Below are 13,801 nucleotides of genomic sequence, written 5' to 3' on the forward strand. Positions count from 1 at the left end.
GGCACCGAGAGCAGCGCACGCGGAACGAGCATGAACACCGAGAGCAAGGCACGCGGAACGAGCATGAGCGCCGAGGGCGGCCACGGCGCCGTCCCGACGACGGGCGTCGAGACCGGGCAGGGCGAGCGGCCGGGCCGTCGCGCCTGGCCACTCTACGAGGTGTTCGTCCGCGGCAAGCGCGGGCTCAACCACGTGCACGTCGGGTCGCTGCACGCCCCCGACGACGAGATGGCCCTGCACAACGCCCGCGACGTCTACACCCGTCGCAACGAGGGCGTGAGCATCTGGGTGGTCCGCGCGGACGCGATCACCGCGTCCAGTCCGGACGAGAAGGACCCGTTCTTCGCCCCGAGCGGGGACAAGGTCTACCGGCACCCGACGTTCTACGCGATCCCGGAGGAGGTGCCGCACCTGTGAGCGGCTCCGTCTACGACGCGCTGACCGAAGAGGGCGACGACCCCCGCTGGGCGTTCGGGTCGGGCTTCGAGGACTCCGAGGCCGACATCGTCGCGCCCGTCCCGGACGGCGTCGACCCCGCCGACCTGGCCGCGTACTGCCTGATGCTCGGCGACGACGCGCTGGTGCTGTCGCACCGGCTCACCGAGTGGGTCTCGAACGCCCCGGAGCTGGAGGAAGAGGTCGCGCTCGCCAACACCGCGCTCGACCTGCTCGGTCAGGCCCGGGTGCTGCTCTCGCGCGCCGGGCACCTGACCGGCCGCGACGAGGACGCGCTGGCCTACTGGCGCGAGGTCGAGGAGTTCCGCTGTGTCGGGCTCGTCGAACCGTCCGACGACCTGGACTTCGCCCGGTGCATCGCGCGGCTGCTGGTGTTCTCCACCTGGCGCCTCGCGCTCCTGCACCGGCTGCAGGGCTCGGCCGACCCGGTGGTCGCCGCCGTCGCCGCGAAGGGGGTCAAGGAGGTCACCTACCACCGTGACCACGCCGCCCGCTGGACGCTGCGCCTCGGCGACGGCACCGGCGAGTCCCACCGCCGCATGCAGGACGCGCTGGAGTGGGTGTGGCCGCACATCGAGGAGCTGTTCCGCACCACCGAGCAGGAACGGCGCCTGGTCGCGGCCGGGGTCGCGGTCGACCCCGCCGACACCCGCGAGGAGGTCGAGACCGTGCTCGCGCAGGTGCTGGAGCGGGCCACGCTGACCCGCCCGGACGTACCGCCGACCGGCACGGTCGGCGGCCGCGGCGGCCGGCAGGGGCTGCACACCGAGAAGCTGGAGCACGCACTCGTGGTGATGCAGAGCCTGGCGCGCAGACACCCGGGGGCGACGTGGTGACCACGGTGGACCTGAGCGACCGGGACCTGAGCGACCGGGACCTCGGTGCCCGCGACGTCGTCGCCCGGGTCGTCGACCCCGAGATGCCGATGCTCACCCTCGACGACCTCGGGGTGGTCCGGTCGGTCTCCGAACGGGATGGCACGGTGACCGTGACGATCACCCCGACCTACTCCGGCTGCCCGGCGATCGAGGAGATGCGGGCCGACATCCGCGGCGCGCTCACGGCGGCCGGGTACTCGGGCGTCGAGGTGCGGACGGTGTTCTCCCCCGCCTGGAGCACCGACTGGATCAGCGGGGCCGGTCGTCGCAAGCTCGCCGAGGCCGGCGTCGCACCGCCCGGGAGCGCCCCGCGCACCACCGGGCCGATCCCGCTGACGCTGGACGCGCCGTCGACGGTCGTGCCCTGCCCGCAGTGCGGGTCGCGGGCGACCGAGGAGCTGTCGCGCTTCGGCCCGACCGCGTGCACCGCGCTGCGTCGGTGCACGACCTGCCGTGAGCCGTTCGAGCACATGAAGGAGATCTGAGGGTGCGTGAGCATCGCGGCGAGCCCTGGCGAGCGAGGAGCGGAGCGTGCCCGGTGATCGACCGAACCGGCGAGGAGAACTGATGAGCGAGCGGCGCGCGGCGGCGTGGCAGGCCCGGGCCAACCAGGCGTACGGCAGGACGACGCTCGCTCTGGACGACGAGATCGAGGCCCTGCTGGCCGGGGACGACGCGCTGCCCGTCGGCTTCCACCGGCTCGTGGTGACCGAGGTGGACCGGCTGTGCGACGACGCCGTCGCCGTCACCTTCGACGTGCCCGACGACCTGCGCGCGCACTACGACTTCCGGCCCGGCCAGTACCTGACCCTGCGGAAGGTCACCGCCGACGGCGAGGAGCGCCGGTCGTACTCCATCTGCTCGGCCGCCGGGACCGCGCCGCGGGTGGGGGTCCGCCGGGTCGACGGCGGCCTGTTCTCCGCGTGGCTGGTCGACGAGGTGACCCCGGGCGACGTCGTCGAGGTCGGCCCGCCCGCCGGGTCGTTCACCCCGGAGCTGACGGCGGGCACGCACCACGGCCTCGTCGCCGCGGGGTCCGGGATCACCCCGGTGCTGTCGATCGCGGCGTCGCTGCTGGCCGCGCACGACGACACCCGCGTCACCCTCGTCTACGGCAACCGGCGGACCGACACGGTGATGTTCACCGAGGAGATCGCCGACCTGAAGAACCGCTACGGCCCGCGGCTGCACCTGCTCCACGTGCTGTCCCGCGAGCCCACCGAGGCCGAGATCGTCAACGGCAGGCTCGACGCCGACCGGCTGCGGCTGCTGTTCACCGCGCTGGTCGACACCGGCGACGTCGACGACTGGTGGTTGTGCGGCCCGCTCGGGATGACCGAGGCCGCGGTCGCGGTGCTCGGCGAGCTGGGTGTCGAGCGGCGCCGGGTGCACCGCGAGCTGTTCTACGTCGACGAGCCGCCGCCGGAGGTCGACCGCCACGAGCCCGAGCCGGACGGCGACGGCGCGCAGGTCACGGTCGTCCTGAACGGACGGTCGACGACGCTGGCCGTCCCGGCCGGGGCGTACGTCCTCGACGCCGCGCAGCAGGTCCGCGGAGACCTGCCGTTCGCCTGCAAGGGCGGGGTGTGCGGGACCTGCCGGGCGAAGGTGACCGACGGCGAGGTGACCATGCGGCGCAACTACGCGCTGGAGCCCGAGGAGGTCGCCGCCGGGTTCGTCCTCACCTGCCAGTCCCGCCCGGTGACGGGGACCGCCACGGTCGACTACGACGCCTGACCACGACGCCTGATACTGGCGGGCATGACCACGTCGCGTCGCGGCCACCCGGTGGGACCGACCGGGTCGGTCGTGGTGCGCGCGCTCGGCCTGCTCGACGCGTTCGGCCCCGACCGGGCCGCGCTGTCGCTCAGCGACCTCGCCCGGCACGCCGACGTCCCGCTGTCGACGGCCCACCGGCTCGTCGCCGACCTGGCGGCGTGGGGTGCGCTGGAGCGTGACGAGCAGGGCCGCTACCGGATCGGGCTGCGCGTGTGGGAGCTGGGCGCGCTCGCCCCGCGCGGGCAGGCACTGCGCGAGACGGCGCTGCCGTTCCTGGAGGACCTGTCCCGGGTCACCCGGGAGAACGTGCAGCTCGCGGTGCGCGAGGGCGCCGAGGTGGTGTTCGTCGAACGGCTCGCCGGGTCCGGCGCGGTCCCGGTGCAGACCCGGGTCGGGGGGCGTTTCGCGCTCACCGCGACCGGGGTCGGCCTGGTGCTGCTCGCGCACTCGCCGCCGGAGCTGCAGGACGAGGTGCTGGGCGGGCGGATCGAGCGCTACACCCCGTTCACCGTGACCGACCCGCAGCGGCTGCGCCGCATGCTCGCCGACGTCCGCCGCGACGGCCACTCGGTCAGCGACCGGCAGGTCACCGACGACGCGCTGTCGGTCGGCGCCCCCGTCTCCGACGCCCGCGGCCAGGTCGTCGCGGCCGTCTCGCTCGTGGTGCGGCACGGCAGCGTGCCCGCCCGTGCGCTGGCCCCGCTGGTGCGCACGACCGCCGCCGGGATCAGCCGCGCGCTCAGCACCACCACGCCCTGAAACCCTTCCATTCTCCGGAAGGCACGTACGGCGCTCGCCCCGTCGCCCCGCATCCTCGCTGCACCACCACCGCGCGGAGACGACGGAGTCCACCATGCGCCCACCACCCGCGACGGACACCGTCCGCCGCCTGCTCGACGACGCCCCCATGTCCCGCTACCAGTGGGGCGCGGTCGCGGCGTGCGTCCTGCTCAACGTCCTGGACGGCTTCGACGTCCTGGTCATGGCCTTCACCGGCCGTTCGGTCGCCACCGAGTGGGGCCTGTCCGGCAGCCAGCTCGGCCTGCTCCTGTCCGCTGGCCTGGTCGGCATGGCCGCCGGTTCGGTCCTCATCGGACCGTGGGCCGACCGCATCGGGCGACGGCCGATCGTGCTGGGCTGCCTGGTCGTCGCGGGGCTGGCGATGCTGGCCTCGTCCGCGGCGCAGTCCCCCGGTCAGCTCGGCGCGCTGCGGCTGGTCACCGGGCTCGGTGTCGGCGGCATCCTCGCCACCAGCAACGTCGTCGCCGCCGAGTACGCCTCGGCCCGCTGGCGGGGGCTCGCGGTCAGCCTGAACTCCACCGGCTACGCGATCGGGGCCGTCCTCGGCGGCGTGCTCGCCGCCACGCTGATCGGGCAGCTCGGCTGGCGGTCGGTGTTCCTCGTCGGTGGCCTGGCCACCCTGGCGGCGGTCCCGCTGGTCTGGTGGCGGCTGCCGGAGTCGCTGGACTTCCTGCTCGTGCGTCGCCCGGCCGGGGCGCTGGAGCGGGTCAACGCGCTGCTGGCCCGGATGGGGCACGCGGCGCTGCCCGCGCTCCCCGGGGACGCTCCGGCGCTCACCGGTGTCGCGGCCGGGTACGGCGCGCTGCTGCGCCCGGCGCTGCGCCGCACCACGGTGCTGCTCTGGATCAGCTTCTTCTGCGTGATGGCCGGGTTCTACTTCGTCACCAGCTGGACGCCGACGCTGCTCGTCGAGGCCGGGCTCTCCCCGGACGCGGGCATCGCGGGCGGCACCCTGCTCAACGTCGGCGGCATCTTCGGCGCCGCCGGGCTCGGCCTGCTCGCCGCCCGGTTCGCGCTGCGGCACGTGCTCGCCGGGTACCTGCTGGCCACCGCGGTGCTGCTCGCCGTGTTCATCGCCAGCACCTCCTCGCTCGCGGTGGCGTTCGTCGTCGCCGCGCTGGTCGGGCTGTTCGTCAACGGCTGCGGCGCCGGGCTGTACGCGATGGCCCCGACCTCCTACGGCGCCGACGTGCGCACCACCGGCGTCGGCACCGCACTCGCCGTCGGCCGGTCCGGGGCGATCCTCGCGCCGACCCTGGCCGGGGCGCTGCTCGACGGCGGCGCCACCCCGCAGTCGCTCTACCTGCTCTTCGCCGCGGTGTTCGTCGGCGCGGCCGTCCTCGTCCTGCTGCTCCGCCGATCCGGCGCCCCCACCACCCAGGGAGTCCCCGCATGAGCTCGATCCCCCGCGACCAGTGGTACGTCGCCGCCTACTCCGCCGAGATCGGGCGCGAGCTGTTCGGCCGCACGATCTGCGACGAGCCGATCCTGTTCTGGCGCACCGAGGCCGGCCAGGTCACCGCGCACGCCGACCGCTGCGTGCACCGCCGGTTCCCGCTGTCCCAGTCCCCGAGCCGGCTCGTCGGCGACACCGTCGTCTGCGGCTACCACGGCTTCACCTACGGCGCCGACGGCGCGTGCGTCGCGGTGCCGGGCCAGAAGCGGGTGCCGCGCACGGCCCGCCTGGCGGCCTACCCGGTCGTCGAACAGGACTCGCTGATCTGGGTCTGGATCGGGGCCCCGGAGCGCGCCGACGCGACCCGCATCCCGCGCGCGACCTACCTCGACGACGACGCGTGGACGACGGTGCGCGGCATGGAGCCCCTCGCGGCGCGGTTCTCGCTGCTGGTGGACAACCTGCTCGACCTGTCGCACGAGACCTACCTGCACGGCGGCTACATCGGCACCCCCGAGGTCGCGGCCACCCCGATCTCGACCGAGGTGGACGAGGACGCTGGCATCGTCCACGTCTCCCGGCACATGGCCGACGCCGAGTGCCCGCCGTTCTACGAGCGCTCCACCGGCCTGTCCGGGCGGATCTCGCGCTGGCAGGACATCGAGTACACCCCGCCGTGCCTGTACAAGCTGCACTCCCGGATCGCGCCGGTCGGCTCCGTCCCGAACCCGGACGGCACCGACCCGGACGCCTTCCACGTCGAGGTCGTCTACGCGATCACGCCGGAGACCGAGCACTCCACGCACGACTTCTGGATGGTCGCGCGCGACTTCGCCCAGGACGACGTCGAGGTCTCGGCGTTCCTGGCCGAGCAGAACCGCACCGTGGTGCTGCAGGACGTCGAGGCCCTCGACGTCCTGGAGAAGGTCGTCGCGACCGAGCCGCCCGGCTACCAGGAGCTGTCGGTCAACATCGACACCGGCGGGCTCGCCGCCCGCCGGATGCTGGCCAGGATGGCCTCGGCACCGCAGGCGGCGACCGTCCGGTGAGCGACATCCCCGAGGCGCCCCCGGTGCTGCACGGGCGCCGGGTGCAGCGCATCCACTGGGTGCTGGGCACCGACCTGCAACGCGCGGTGTGCCACTGCGGCGCCGAACGCGTCTTCGACGACCCCGTCCCGCTGTGGGAGTGGCTGCTCGCCCACCCCGACGGCCACCACCCGCTGCCCGAGCCGCCGTCCGCCCGGCGGGGAGCTGGAAGGAGCGACGCGATGAGCACCCCTCTCGTGGTGGAGAAGAAGGAGGCCGCCGCCGACGGCGTGGTGCTGCTGACCCTGCGCGACCCGTCCGGCGCGGACCTGCCGGCCTGGGAACCGGGCGCGCACATCGACCTGCGGACCGGGCCGGACCTGGTCCGGCAGTACTCGCTCTGCGGCGACCCCGGGGAACGGTCGGTCTACCGGGTCGCGGTGCTGCGGGAGGCCGACGGCCGCGGCGGGTCCGCGTACGTCCACGACGTCCTCGCCGAGGGCGACACCGTCGACGTGGACGGCCCCCGCAACCACTTCGGGCTCGTCGACGCGCCCGGCTACCTGTTCGTCGCCGGGGGCATCGGGATCACCCCGATCGTCCCGATGGTCGCGGCGGCACAGGCCGCGGGCGCGGACTGGCGGCTCGTCTACGGCGGCCGCGCCCGGGCGTCGATGGCCTTCACCGAGCTCGCCGAGCGGTACCCCGACCGCGTGGTCCTGGTGCCGCAGGACGAGGACGGGCCGCCCGACCTCGCCGCCGTGCTCGGGGCGGCCGGGGACCGGCCGGTCTACTGCTGCGGTCCCGGCGGCCTGCTCGACGCCGTCTCCGAGCTCGGCGACCGGCTCGGCCTCGACGTCCACCTCGAACGGTTCGCCCCCGCCGACGGCGCGCTCGACGGGCCGCAGGACGGGTTCGAGGTGGAGCTCGCCGGGTCCGGCCGGGTGGTCGAGGTCCCGGCCGGCTGCTCGATCCTCGACGCGCTCGAGGGCGCCGGGATCACGATGCTGTCCTCGTGCCGGGAGGGCACCTGCGGCACCTGCGAGACCGGGGTGCTGGGCGGCGAACCCGACCACCGAGACTCGCTGCTCTCCGACGACGAGCGCGCCGCGGGCGAGGTGATGATGGTCTGCGTGTCCCGCTCGCGGTCCCCGCGGCTCGTGCTGGACCTGTAGCCGATCCGCCGGCCTCCTTCCCGGCGCGCCGGGCGGCGCGGCCGCGCCACGTAGGGTCGACCCCGTGTTCGTGAAGGTGTGCGGGTTGTCCACCCCGGCCGACGTCGACGCGGCCGTGGCCGCCGGCGCCGACGCGGTCGGGTTCGTCGTGTACCCGCCGAGCCCCCGCCACGTCGACCCGGCCGGGCTGGCCGCGCTCGTCGCGCGGGTGCCGGACGGGGTGCGGTCGGTGGTCGTGGTCGCCGACCTGCCCGCGGGCGAGGCCGCCGCGGTGACCGCCGGCGCCGGCGCCGACGTGCTGCAGCTGCACGGCCGCTACACCGCCGGGGACTTCGCCGTCGCCGGGCGGCACCCGGTGACCCTGTGGCGGGCCACCTCGCTGACGGACGACCCGGACCTCACCGTCGGCCTGCACGGCGAGGAGGTCCTGCTGCTCGACTCCCCCGTCGCCGGGTCCGGCGAGCGCTGGGACGCCGAGGCACTCGACCCGAAGCCGGACGGGCGCTGGCTGCTCGCGGGCGGTCTGGACCCCGGCACGGTCGGTGAGGCGGTGCGCCGGGTGCGGCCCTGGGGCGTCGACGTCTCCAGCGGCGTCGAGTCCGCCCGCGGGGTGAAGGACCACGGGCGCATCCGCGACTTCGTCGCCGCCGCCCGCGACGCCGGCTGACCCCGGCCGGGCCCACGACGGCCGGGCGGGGCGTCGTCGGTCGGGGTCGTGCATGATCCGGGGGACCAGGCATCGTCTCGACGCCGAGGAGCCGTCATGGCCACGGACGCACAGCTCCCCCTGGAGGGCCTGCTCGTCGTCTCCTGCGAGCAGGCCGTCGCCGCGCCGCTGGCGACCCGGCACCTCGCCGACCTCGGCGCTCGCGTCATCAAGATCGAACGCGAGGGCTCCGGCGACTTCGCCCGCGACTACGACGAGACCGTCCACGGCATGTCCAGCCACTTCGTGTGGCTCAACCGGTCCAAGGAGTCTGTCACCCTCGACCTGAAGTCCGACGACGGACGCGCCACGATGCTGCGGCTGCTGGAGCGGGCCGACGTGTTCGTGCAGAACTTCGCCCCGGGTGCCGCCGAGCGGCTCGGGCTCGGCGCCGCCGCCCTGCGCGAGCGGTACCCCCGGCTGGTGACCTGCTCGATCTCCGGCTACGGAAGCTCCGGCCCGTACCGCGACGCGAAGGCCTACGACCTGCTCATCCAGTCCGAGGCGGGGCTCGTCTCGATCACCGGCACCGAGGACGCCCCCGCCAAGAGCGGCATCCCGGCCGCCGACATCGGCGCCGGCATGTACGCGTTCTCCGGCATCCTGTCCGCGCTCTACGAGCGGGAACGCACCGGGCTGGGCACCGACCTGGAGGTCAGCCTGTTCGACTCGCTGGTGGAGTGGATGGGCTACCCGCTCTACTACGCCGGCTACGGCGGCACCGCCCTGCGGCGGACCGGCACCAGCCACGCCGCGATCGCTCCGTACGGCACGTTCTCCGCCGGTGACGGCACCGACGTCGTCCTGTCGATCCAGAACGAGCGCGAGTGGGTGACGTTCTGCGAGGTCGTGCTGCGCCGCCCGGAGGTCGCGACCGACCCGCGGTTCTCCAGTGGCCGGGCCCGGGTGGAGAACCGCCCCGCCCTGCACGCCGAGATCGACACCGTGCTGACCGGCCTGACCGGCGACGAGCTCGTCGCGCGGCTGGTGGCGGCGCGGATCGCGCACGCCCGGCAGCGGGAGGTCGGCGAGGTGCTGGAGCACCCGCAGCTCGCCGCGCGGGACCGGTGGACCGAGGTCGACAGCCCGGTCGGGCCGCTGCGGGCGCTGCAGCCGCCGATCACCGTCGCCGGGCGGCGGGCGCGGATGGACCCGGTCCCGGCCGTCGGCGAGCACACCGAGGCCGTCCTCGCCTGGCTCGACGGGCACCGGGCCGAGGAACCGTCCGACGGCTAGGGTCGCGCGGATGGACTGGGTACGGCACGCGATCTGGTGGCACGTGTACCCGCTGGGGTTCACCGGGGCCCACCCCGACCGTGGCGACGGGGCGGACCACTCGCTGCGGCGGATCATCGGCTGGCTCGACCACGCGGTCGCGCTGGGGGCGAACGGACTGCTGCTCGGCCCGGTGTTCGCCTCGGCCACCCACGGCTACGACACCACCGACCACCTGCGGATCGACCCGCGCCTGGGCTCGGGCGCCGACTTCGACGCGCTCGTCGCCGAGGCGAAGGGGCGCGGCCTGCGGATCCTGCTCGACGGCGTCTTCAACCACGTCGGGCCCGAGCACCCCAGGCTGCTCGCCGCCCGCGCCGACCCCGGCGGGCCGGACGACGCCTGGTTCCGGCACACCGACGACGGGGAGATCGCCGTCTTCGAGGGCCACCCCGGCCTGCACACCCTCGACCACGACAACCCCGCGGTGCGCGACCACGTCGTGGACGTGCTCTGCCACTGGCTCGACCGCGGCGCCGACGGGTGGCGGCTCGACGCCGCGTACACCGTCCCCGACGACTTCTGGGCCGACGTCCTCCCCCGCGTCCGCGCACGCCACCCGGGCGCCTGGTTCCTCGGCGAGGTCATCCACGGCGAGCACGACGCGGTCACCGCCGCCACCACGATCGACGCGCTCACCCAGTACGAGCTGTGGAAGGCGGTCTGGTCGAGCCTCAACGACGGCAACCCGCACGAGCTGGCGTGGGCGCTGCAGCGCCACGACCGGTTCGTCGCCGCCGCGGTGCCGAACACCTTCCTCGGCAACCACGACGTCACCCGGCTCGCGTCGCAGCTGCACGACCGCCGCCACATCGAGCTGGCCGTGGCCGTGCTGTGCACCGTCGGCGGCACCCCCTCGGTCTACGCCGGCGACGAGCTCGGCCTGACCGGGGTCAAGGAGGAGCGGGCAGGCGGCGACGACGCGGTCCGCCCCGAGTTCCCCGCCGACGGGTCGTTCCCCGACGGCGCCGACCCGCACGTCCTCGCGGTGCACCAGGAGCTGATCGGGCTACGCCGGCGCCATCCCTGGCTGTACGACGCGCGGACCGAGGTGGCCGAGGCCACCGACGACCGGCTCGTCTACGTCAGTCACGGCGACGGCGGCCACGGGGACGGCGGAGCGCTGCGGGTCACCCTCGACTACGCCGCGGGCACCTGGGACGTCCAGGACGCCTGACCACCTCGGCAACCGGCGGATCGCCGCTGATCCTTCCGGCCGAGCCGCCCGCCACTCGCAGCACCGCGACGGCCGGTGGTCGCGGACCGACCCCGCGTCGGCAACCCGGTCCGTACGGTCGATCACGGAACGGTCACGGTCCTGATCCCCAGCAGGACCCGCGCGCCCCGCTCCCCAGGCATCCGGGCGCAGCCGTCTCCGACGAGGAAGGACGCCCTGCGTGCCGAGGAACATCCCCGGCTCCGTGGCGGCCCGGCGCTCCCCGAGCCGGGCCGACCCGAGCCGACCGTTGCCGTCGACGACCGTCGTCACCCGTGACGTCGGCCCGGAGCGGGGCGGGAGGCACCGCCGCGCGGGCCGGGCCCGCACCCTGCAGGTCCTCACCTCCGCGCTCGCGGGCGGCGGACTCGTCGCCGCGCACGCCGCGACCGGCGGCGGACTCCCCCGGGTCGACGACCTCGCGCTGCAGGCCTTCAGCTCCCCGGCCGCGGACGCGTCGCCGACCGACGCGGCCACCGCGGCGCCGTCGGCACACTCCGGGACGGCGCGGTCGCTGGCCGAGCCGCCGCCCCCGGTCGACGTCGACGCGATCGTCGGCGCCGCGAACGGTGCGGTCGGCTCCGCGGTGACCGCCCGCGACGAGGCGCGCGAGCGCGCCCGGGCCGCCGCCCGCGAGGCACGGGAGGCGGCCGCCCGCGCCGCCGACTCCGCGCGCTCCTCCGCCGGGGCCGCCGACGCACCCTCGGCCGGCGGCCCGACCGGCTCCCCCACGTGTGCCCTGGGCACCGCGGGCATGGAGGGCGTCGCCGCGAACGTGGCGAGGGCCGGGGAGAAGCTGCGCTGCCTGTTCGGCGTCGACTCCGTGCTGGGCATCGGCAGCCGCGGCAACGCCTCCGACCACCCGAGCGGCAAGGCCCTGGACTTCATGGTCGACCGGGCGACGGGCGACCGGCTCGCCGCCTACGCCCAGCAGCACCGGGACGAGCTCGGGATCTCCTACATCATCTGGCGGCAGCGCATCGACACCGGCAGCGGCTGGACGGCCCAGGAGGACCGGGGCGGGGCGACGGCGAACCACATGGACCACGTGCACATCTCGTTCAGCTGACGCCGCGACGATGATCGTCACGACCGAGCGGTCCGGTGCCGTTCCCGGCACCGGATCCCTCAGTCGCGACGATCTCCGCTCAGCCCAGCAGCGCCCGCATCTCCGCGATCTCCGCCTGCTGCGTGTCGAGGATCCGCTGCGCCACCTCCCGTGCCCGCGGGTCCACCCCGGCGTCGAGCTCGGCGCGGGCCATGGTCACCGCACCCTCGTGGTGGGCGATCATCATCTCGAGGAACGACCGGTCGAACGCGGCGCCGGACGCGCGTTCCAGCCCGGCCATCTGCTCGTCGGACATCATCCCCGTCATCCCGGCCATGTCACCGTGACCGGCGTGGGGGTCCGCGGCGGGCGCGGCGCCCCAGTCGGCCAGGAACCCCTGGAGCTGCCCGATCTCCGGGCCCTGGGCGGCCTCGATCCGGTCGGCGAGGGCGCCCACGCGGGCCCCGGCGCGGCCGTCGGCGAGCCGTGCCATCGCGATCGCCTGTTCGTGGTGCGGGATCATGCCCTGGGCGAAGGTGACGTCGGCGCTGCTCGACGACGCGACCGGCGGTGCGGACGCGGCTCCGCCGGCGCAGCCGGTCAGGACGAGGGCAGCGGTCAGTGCCGTGGCGGCGAGCGCCACGTTCGTGTGTGTCATGTGTCGGTACTCCCGTGTCGTGGGTGCTCGGCGGCTCCGGCGCTCTCCCGCGCCGGAGGCCGGTCACGTCCGCGACACGCAGAGCAGCGCGAGCCGCCGTGGGACCGGGGGCGAGCGGCCGGTCGGTCCGGTCCGCGGGCGCCCCGGGCCGACCGGCCCCCGCGACGCCGGCAGCGGCGCCCACCCGGACAGCAGCACCGCCGCGGCGAGGACGACCCCGGCCACGAGCACGGCCAGGCACAGGTGCAGCAGGTGCGCGGCCCCGTCGTGCGACGATCCGTGGGGACCGGGACGTGTGGCCCCCGCCGACGCGCCGTCCGGGACGGGGTGCGCCGGTACCGCGGCGGCGCGGGCCGGTCCATCGTGCAGTGCCGAGTGCAGTGCGGAGTGCGAGGCGGAGTGCAGTGCGGGGTGCGGGGCGGCGTGCGGCGTGCCCGCGGGACGGTCGTGTACACCGGAGTGCGCGGATGGCGCCGCGAGCGCGTGCATCCCCAGCAGCCCGAGCAGCACCGGCAGCACGAGCACGAGCAGCCGGGTCCGGTCCGTCACACCTCGACCGTACCGGCGGGGTGGATACCACTACCCCCTAGGGGTATGGTCGCGGTGGACCCCGAGGAGGACGCGATGCCCGGCTACGCCGACACCAAGGACGCGCACGTCAAGCGGATGCGCCGGATCGAGGGCCAGGTCCGCGGCATCACGAAGATGATCGAGTCGGACAAGTACTGCATCGACGTGCTGACCCAGGTCGCCGCGGTCAACAAGGCCCTGGAGGCCGTCGCGCTGGGCCTGCTCGACGAGCACCTGAAGCACTGCGTCGCCGACGCCGCCGCCGAGGGCGGCCCCGTCGCCGAGGAGAAGATCCAGGAGGCCAGCGCGGCGATCGCCCGGCTGGTCCGATCCTGACCCCGATGGCGCCGGACCCCGATGGCGCCGAACCCCGCACAGGAGAGAGCACGATGAGCACCGCCAGCTACACCGTCACCGGCATGACCTGCCAGCACTGCGTCGCCTCGGTCACCGAGGAGATCAGCGAGATCGCCGGCGTCACCGACGTGGCCGTCGACCTGCCGACCGGCGCCGTCACCGTCACCAGCGACGACGAGGTCTCCACCGAGGCCGTCCGCGACGCCGTGCGCGAGGCGGGCTACCAGCTCGTCTGAGCACCCCACCCGACCACCCACCCGGCGCGGGTCGCGACCGCCACCCGCGCCGGGTCGCCCCGGAGGACCGACCATGAGCGACACGTCCCCGGCCCACGGACCCGTCACCGCCCTGCCCCGCGCAGCCGCGACCGGGACCGTCGCCGAGAGCGGCCCAGGCAGCGTAGCCAGCACAGCCGGCACAGCCGGCCCGGGCAGCACAGCCGGCACCGTCACCGAGAT

Annotated in this window: 16 protein-coding genes; 14 read left to right on the forward strand and 2 right to left on the reverse strand. The window is 75.0% G+C overall.

What is annotated here, in order from left to right:
* Positions 1–30 precede the first annotated feature (30 nt).
* The 12 genes from paaB to Ae505Ps2_RS33795 all read left to right on the forward strand — a co-directional run bounded on the left by paaB (position 31) and on the right by Ae505Ps2_RS33795 (position 11,779).
* The gene (paaB, locus tag Ae505Ps2_RS27285) at positions 31–417 is read left to right on the forward strand and encodes a 1,2-phenylacetyl-CoA epoxidase subunit PaaB (protein WP_075311058.1); all 387 of its coding nucleotides are present in this window, start codon (positions 31–33) and stop codon (positions 415–417) included.
* Complete coding sequence (gene paaC / locus Ae505Ps2_RS27290; RefSeq protein WP_075311056.1) at positions 414–1,292, forward strand: 1,2-phenylacetyl-CoA epoxidase subunit PaaC; 879 nt, start codon at positions 414–416, stop codon at positions 1,290–1,292. Before paaB ends, paaC begins: the two co-directional genes overlap by 4 nt.
* Before the next feature lie 26 nt (positions 1,293–1,318).
* Positions 1,319–1,819 (forward strand): 1,2-phenylacetyl-CoA epoxidase subunit PaaD, encoded by a 501-nt coding sequence (paaD, locus tag Ae505Ps2_RS27295; RefSeq protein ID WP_075312970.1) that lies wholly within the window; start codon positions 1,319–1,321, stop codon positions 1,817–1,819.
* A gap of 79 nt (positions 1,820–1,898) precedes the next feature.
* Positions 1,899–3,071, forward strand: a complete 1,173-nt coding sequence (paaE, locus tag Ae505Ps2_RS27300; RefSeq protein WP_233147786.1) for a 1,2-phenylacetyl-CoA epoxidase subunit PaaE — start codon at positions 1,899–1,901, stop codon at positions 3,069–3,071.
* A 24-nt stretch (positions 3,072–3,095) separates the two neighbouring features.
* Positions 3,096–3,872: an IclR family transcriptional regulator gene (locus Ae505Ps2_RS27305; protein WP_075311054.1), complete on the forward strand. Its 777-nt coding sequence runs from the start codon at positions 3,096–3,098 to the stop codon at positions 3,870–3,872.
* A gap of 94 nt (positions 3,873–3,966) precedes the next feature.
* Complete coding sequence (locus Ae505Ps2_RS27310) at positions 3,967–5,310, forward strand: MFS transporter (RefSeq protein WP_075554117.1); 1,344 nt, start codon at positions 3,967–3,969, stop codon at positions 5,308–5,310.
* Positions 5,307–6,359 carry an aromatic ring-hydroxylating dioxygenase subunit alpha gene (locus tag Ae505Ps2_RS27315; protein ID WP_020622248.1) on the forward strand — a complete coding sequence of 351 codons (1,053 nt, stop codon included), beginning with the start codon at positions 5,307–5,309 and terminating at the stop codon, positions 6,357–6,359. The genes Ae505Ps2_RS27310 and Ae505Ps2_RS27315 overlap by 4 nt, the downstream gene beginning before the upstream one ends.
* Positions 6,360–6,580: 221 nt before the next feature.
* The gene (locus Ae505Ps2_RS27320; protein WP_075312966.1) at positions 6,581–7,513 is read left to right on the forward strand and encodes a PDR/VanB family oxidoreductase; all 933 of its coding nucleotides are present in this window, start codon (positions 6,581–6,583) and stop codon (positions 7,511–7,513) included.
* A gap of 64 nt (positions 7,514–7,577) precedes the next feature.
* Complete coding sequence (locus Ae505Ps2_RS27325; RefSeq protein ID WP_075311048.1) at positions 7,578–8,180, forward strand: phosphoribosylanthranilate isomerase; 603 nt, start codon at positions 7,578–7,580, stop codon at positions 8,178–8,180.
* Between the two features lie 96 nt (positions 8,181–8,276).
* Positions 8,277–9,455, forward strand: coding sequence for a CaiB/BaiF CoA-transferase family protein (locus Ae505Ps2_RS27330; RefSeq protein ID WP_075311046.1), 1,179 nt, complete (start codon positions 8,277–8,279; stop codon positions 9,453–9,455).
* Positions 9,456–9,465: 10 nt separating this feature from the next.
* A complete protein-coding gene (locus Ae505Ps2_RS27335) occupies positions 9,466–10,671 on the forward strand; it encodes an alpha-amylase family glycosyl hydrolase (protein WP_075311044.1) in 1,206 nt (401 codons plus the stop codon).
* A gap of 220 nt (positions 10,672–10,891) precedes the next feature.
* Complete coding sequence (locus Ae505Ps2_RS33795; RefSeq protein ID WP_233147625.1) at positions 10,892–11,779, forward strand: hypothetical protein; 888 nt, start codon at positions 10,892–10,894, stop codon at positions 11,777–11,779.
* 79 nt (positions 11,780–11,858) lie between these two features.
* Here Ae505Ps2_RS33795 and Ae505Ps2_RS27345 read toward each other — a convergent pair whose 3' ends face one another.
* Complete coding sequence (locus tag Ae505Ps2_RS27345) at positions 11,859–12,416, reverse strand: DUF305 domain-containing protein (RefSeq protein ID WP_075311042.1); 558 nt, start codon at positions 12,414–12,416, stop codon at positions 11,859–11,861.
* Between the two features lie 63 nt (positions 12,417–12,479).
* Positions 12,480–12,965, reverse strand: coding sequence for a DUF6153 family protein (locus tag Ae505Ps2_RS27350; RefSeq protein ID WP_075311040.1), 486 nt, complete (start codon positions 12,963–12,965; stop codon positions 12,480–12,482).
* Positions 12,966–13,040: 75 nt separating this feature from the next.
* On the opposite strand from Ae505Ps2_RS27350, the gene Ae505Ps2_RS27355 reads away from it, so the two are divergent.
* Complete coding sequence (locus tag Ae505Ps2_RS27355; protein WP_043278418.1) at positions 13,041–13,322, forward strand: metal-sensitive transcriptional regulator; 282 nt, start codon at positions 13,041–13,043, stop codon at positions 13,320–13,322.
* 53 nt (positions 13,323–13,375) lie between these two features.
* Positions 13,376–13,579, forward strand: coding sequence for a heavy-metal-associated domain-containing protein (locus tag Ae505Ps2_RS27360; protein ID WP_020623949.1), 204 nt, complete (start codon positions 13,376–13,378; stop codon positions 13,577–13,579).
* Positions 13,580–13,801 lie beyond the last annotated feature (222 nt).

Source organism: Pseudonocardia sp. Ae505_Ps2 (assembly GCF_001932425.1).
Classification (GTDB): domain Bacteria; phylum Actinomycetota; class Actinomycetes; order Mycobacteriales; family Pseudonocardiaceae; genus Pseudonocardia.

Coding starts and splice junctions, on each gene's coding strand:
- Ae505Ps2_RS27360 (WP_020623949.1), top strand. CDS start 13,376: ATGAGCACCGCCAGCTACACCGTCACCGGCATGACCTGCCAGCACTGC.
- Ae505Ps2_RS27320 (WP_075312966.1), top strand. CDS start 6,581: ATGAGCACCCCTCTCGTGGTGGAGAAGAAGGAGGCCGCCGCCGACGGC.
- Ae505Ps2_RS27345 (WP_075311042.1), bottom strand. CDS start 12,416: ATGACACACACGAACGTGGCGCTCGCCGCCACGGCACTGACCGCTGCC.
- paaB (WP_075311058.1), top strand. CDS start 31: ATGAACACCGAGAGCAAGGCACGCGGAACGAGCATGAGCGCCGAGGGC.
- Ae505Ps2_RS27330 (WP_075311046.1), top strand. CDS start 8,277: ATGGCCACGGACGCACAGCTCCCCCTGGAGGGCCTGCTCGTCGTCTCC.
- Ae505Ps2_RS27335 (WP_075311044.1), top strand. CDS start 9,466: ATGGACTGGGTACGGCACGCGATCTGGTGGCACGTGTACCCGCTGGGG.
- Ae505Ps2_RS27310 (WP_075554117.1), top strand. CDS start 3,967: ATGCGCCCACCACCCGCGACGGACACCGTCCGCCGCCTGCTCGACGAC.
- Ae505Ps2_RS27305 (WP_075311054.1), top strand. CDS start 3,096: ATGACCACGTCGCGTCGCGGCCACCCGGTGGGACCGACCGGGTCGGTC.
- Ae505Ps2_RS27355 (WP_043278418.1), top strand. CDS start 13,041: ATGCCCGGCTACGCCGACACCAAGGACGCGCACGTCAAGCGGATGCGC.
- Ae505Ps2_RS27315 (WP_020622248.1), top strand. CDS start 5,307: ATGAGCTCGATCCCCCGCGACCAGTGGTACGTCGCCGCCTACTCCGCC.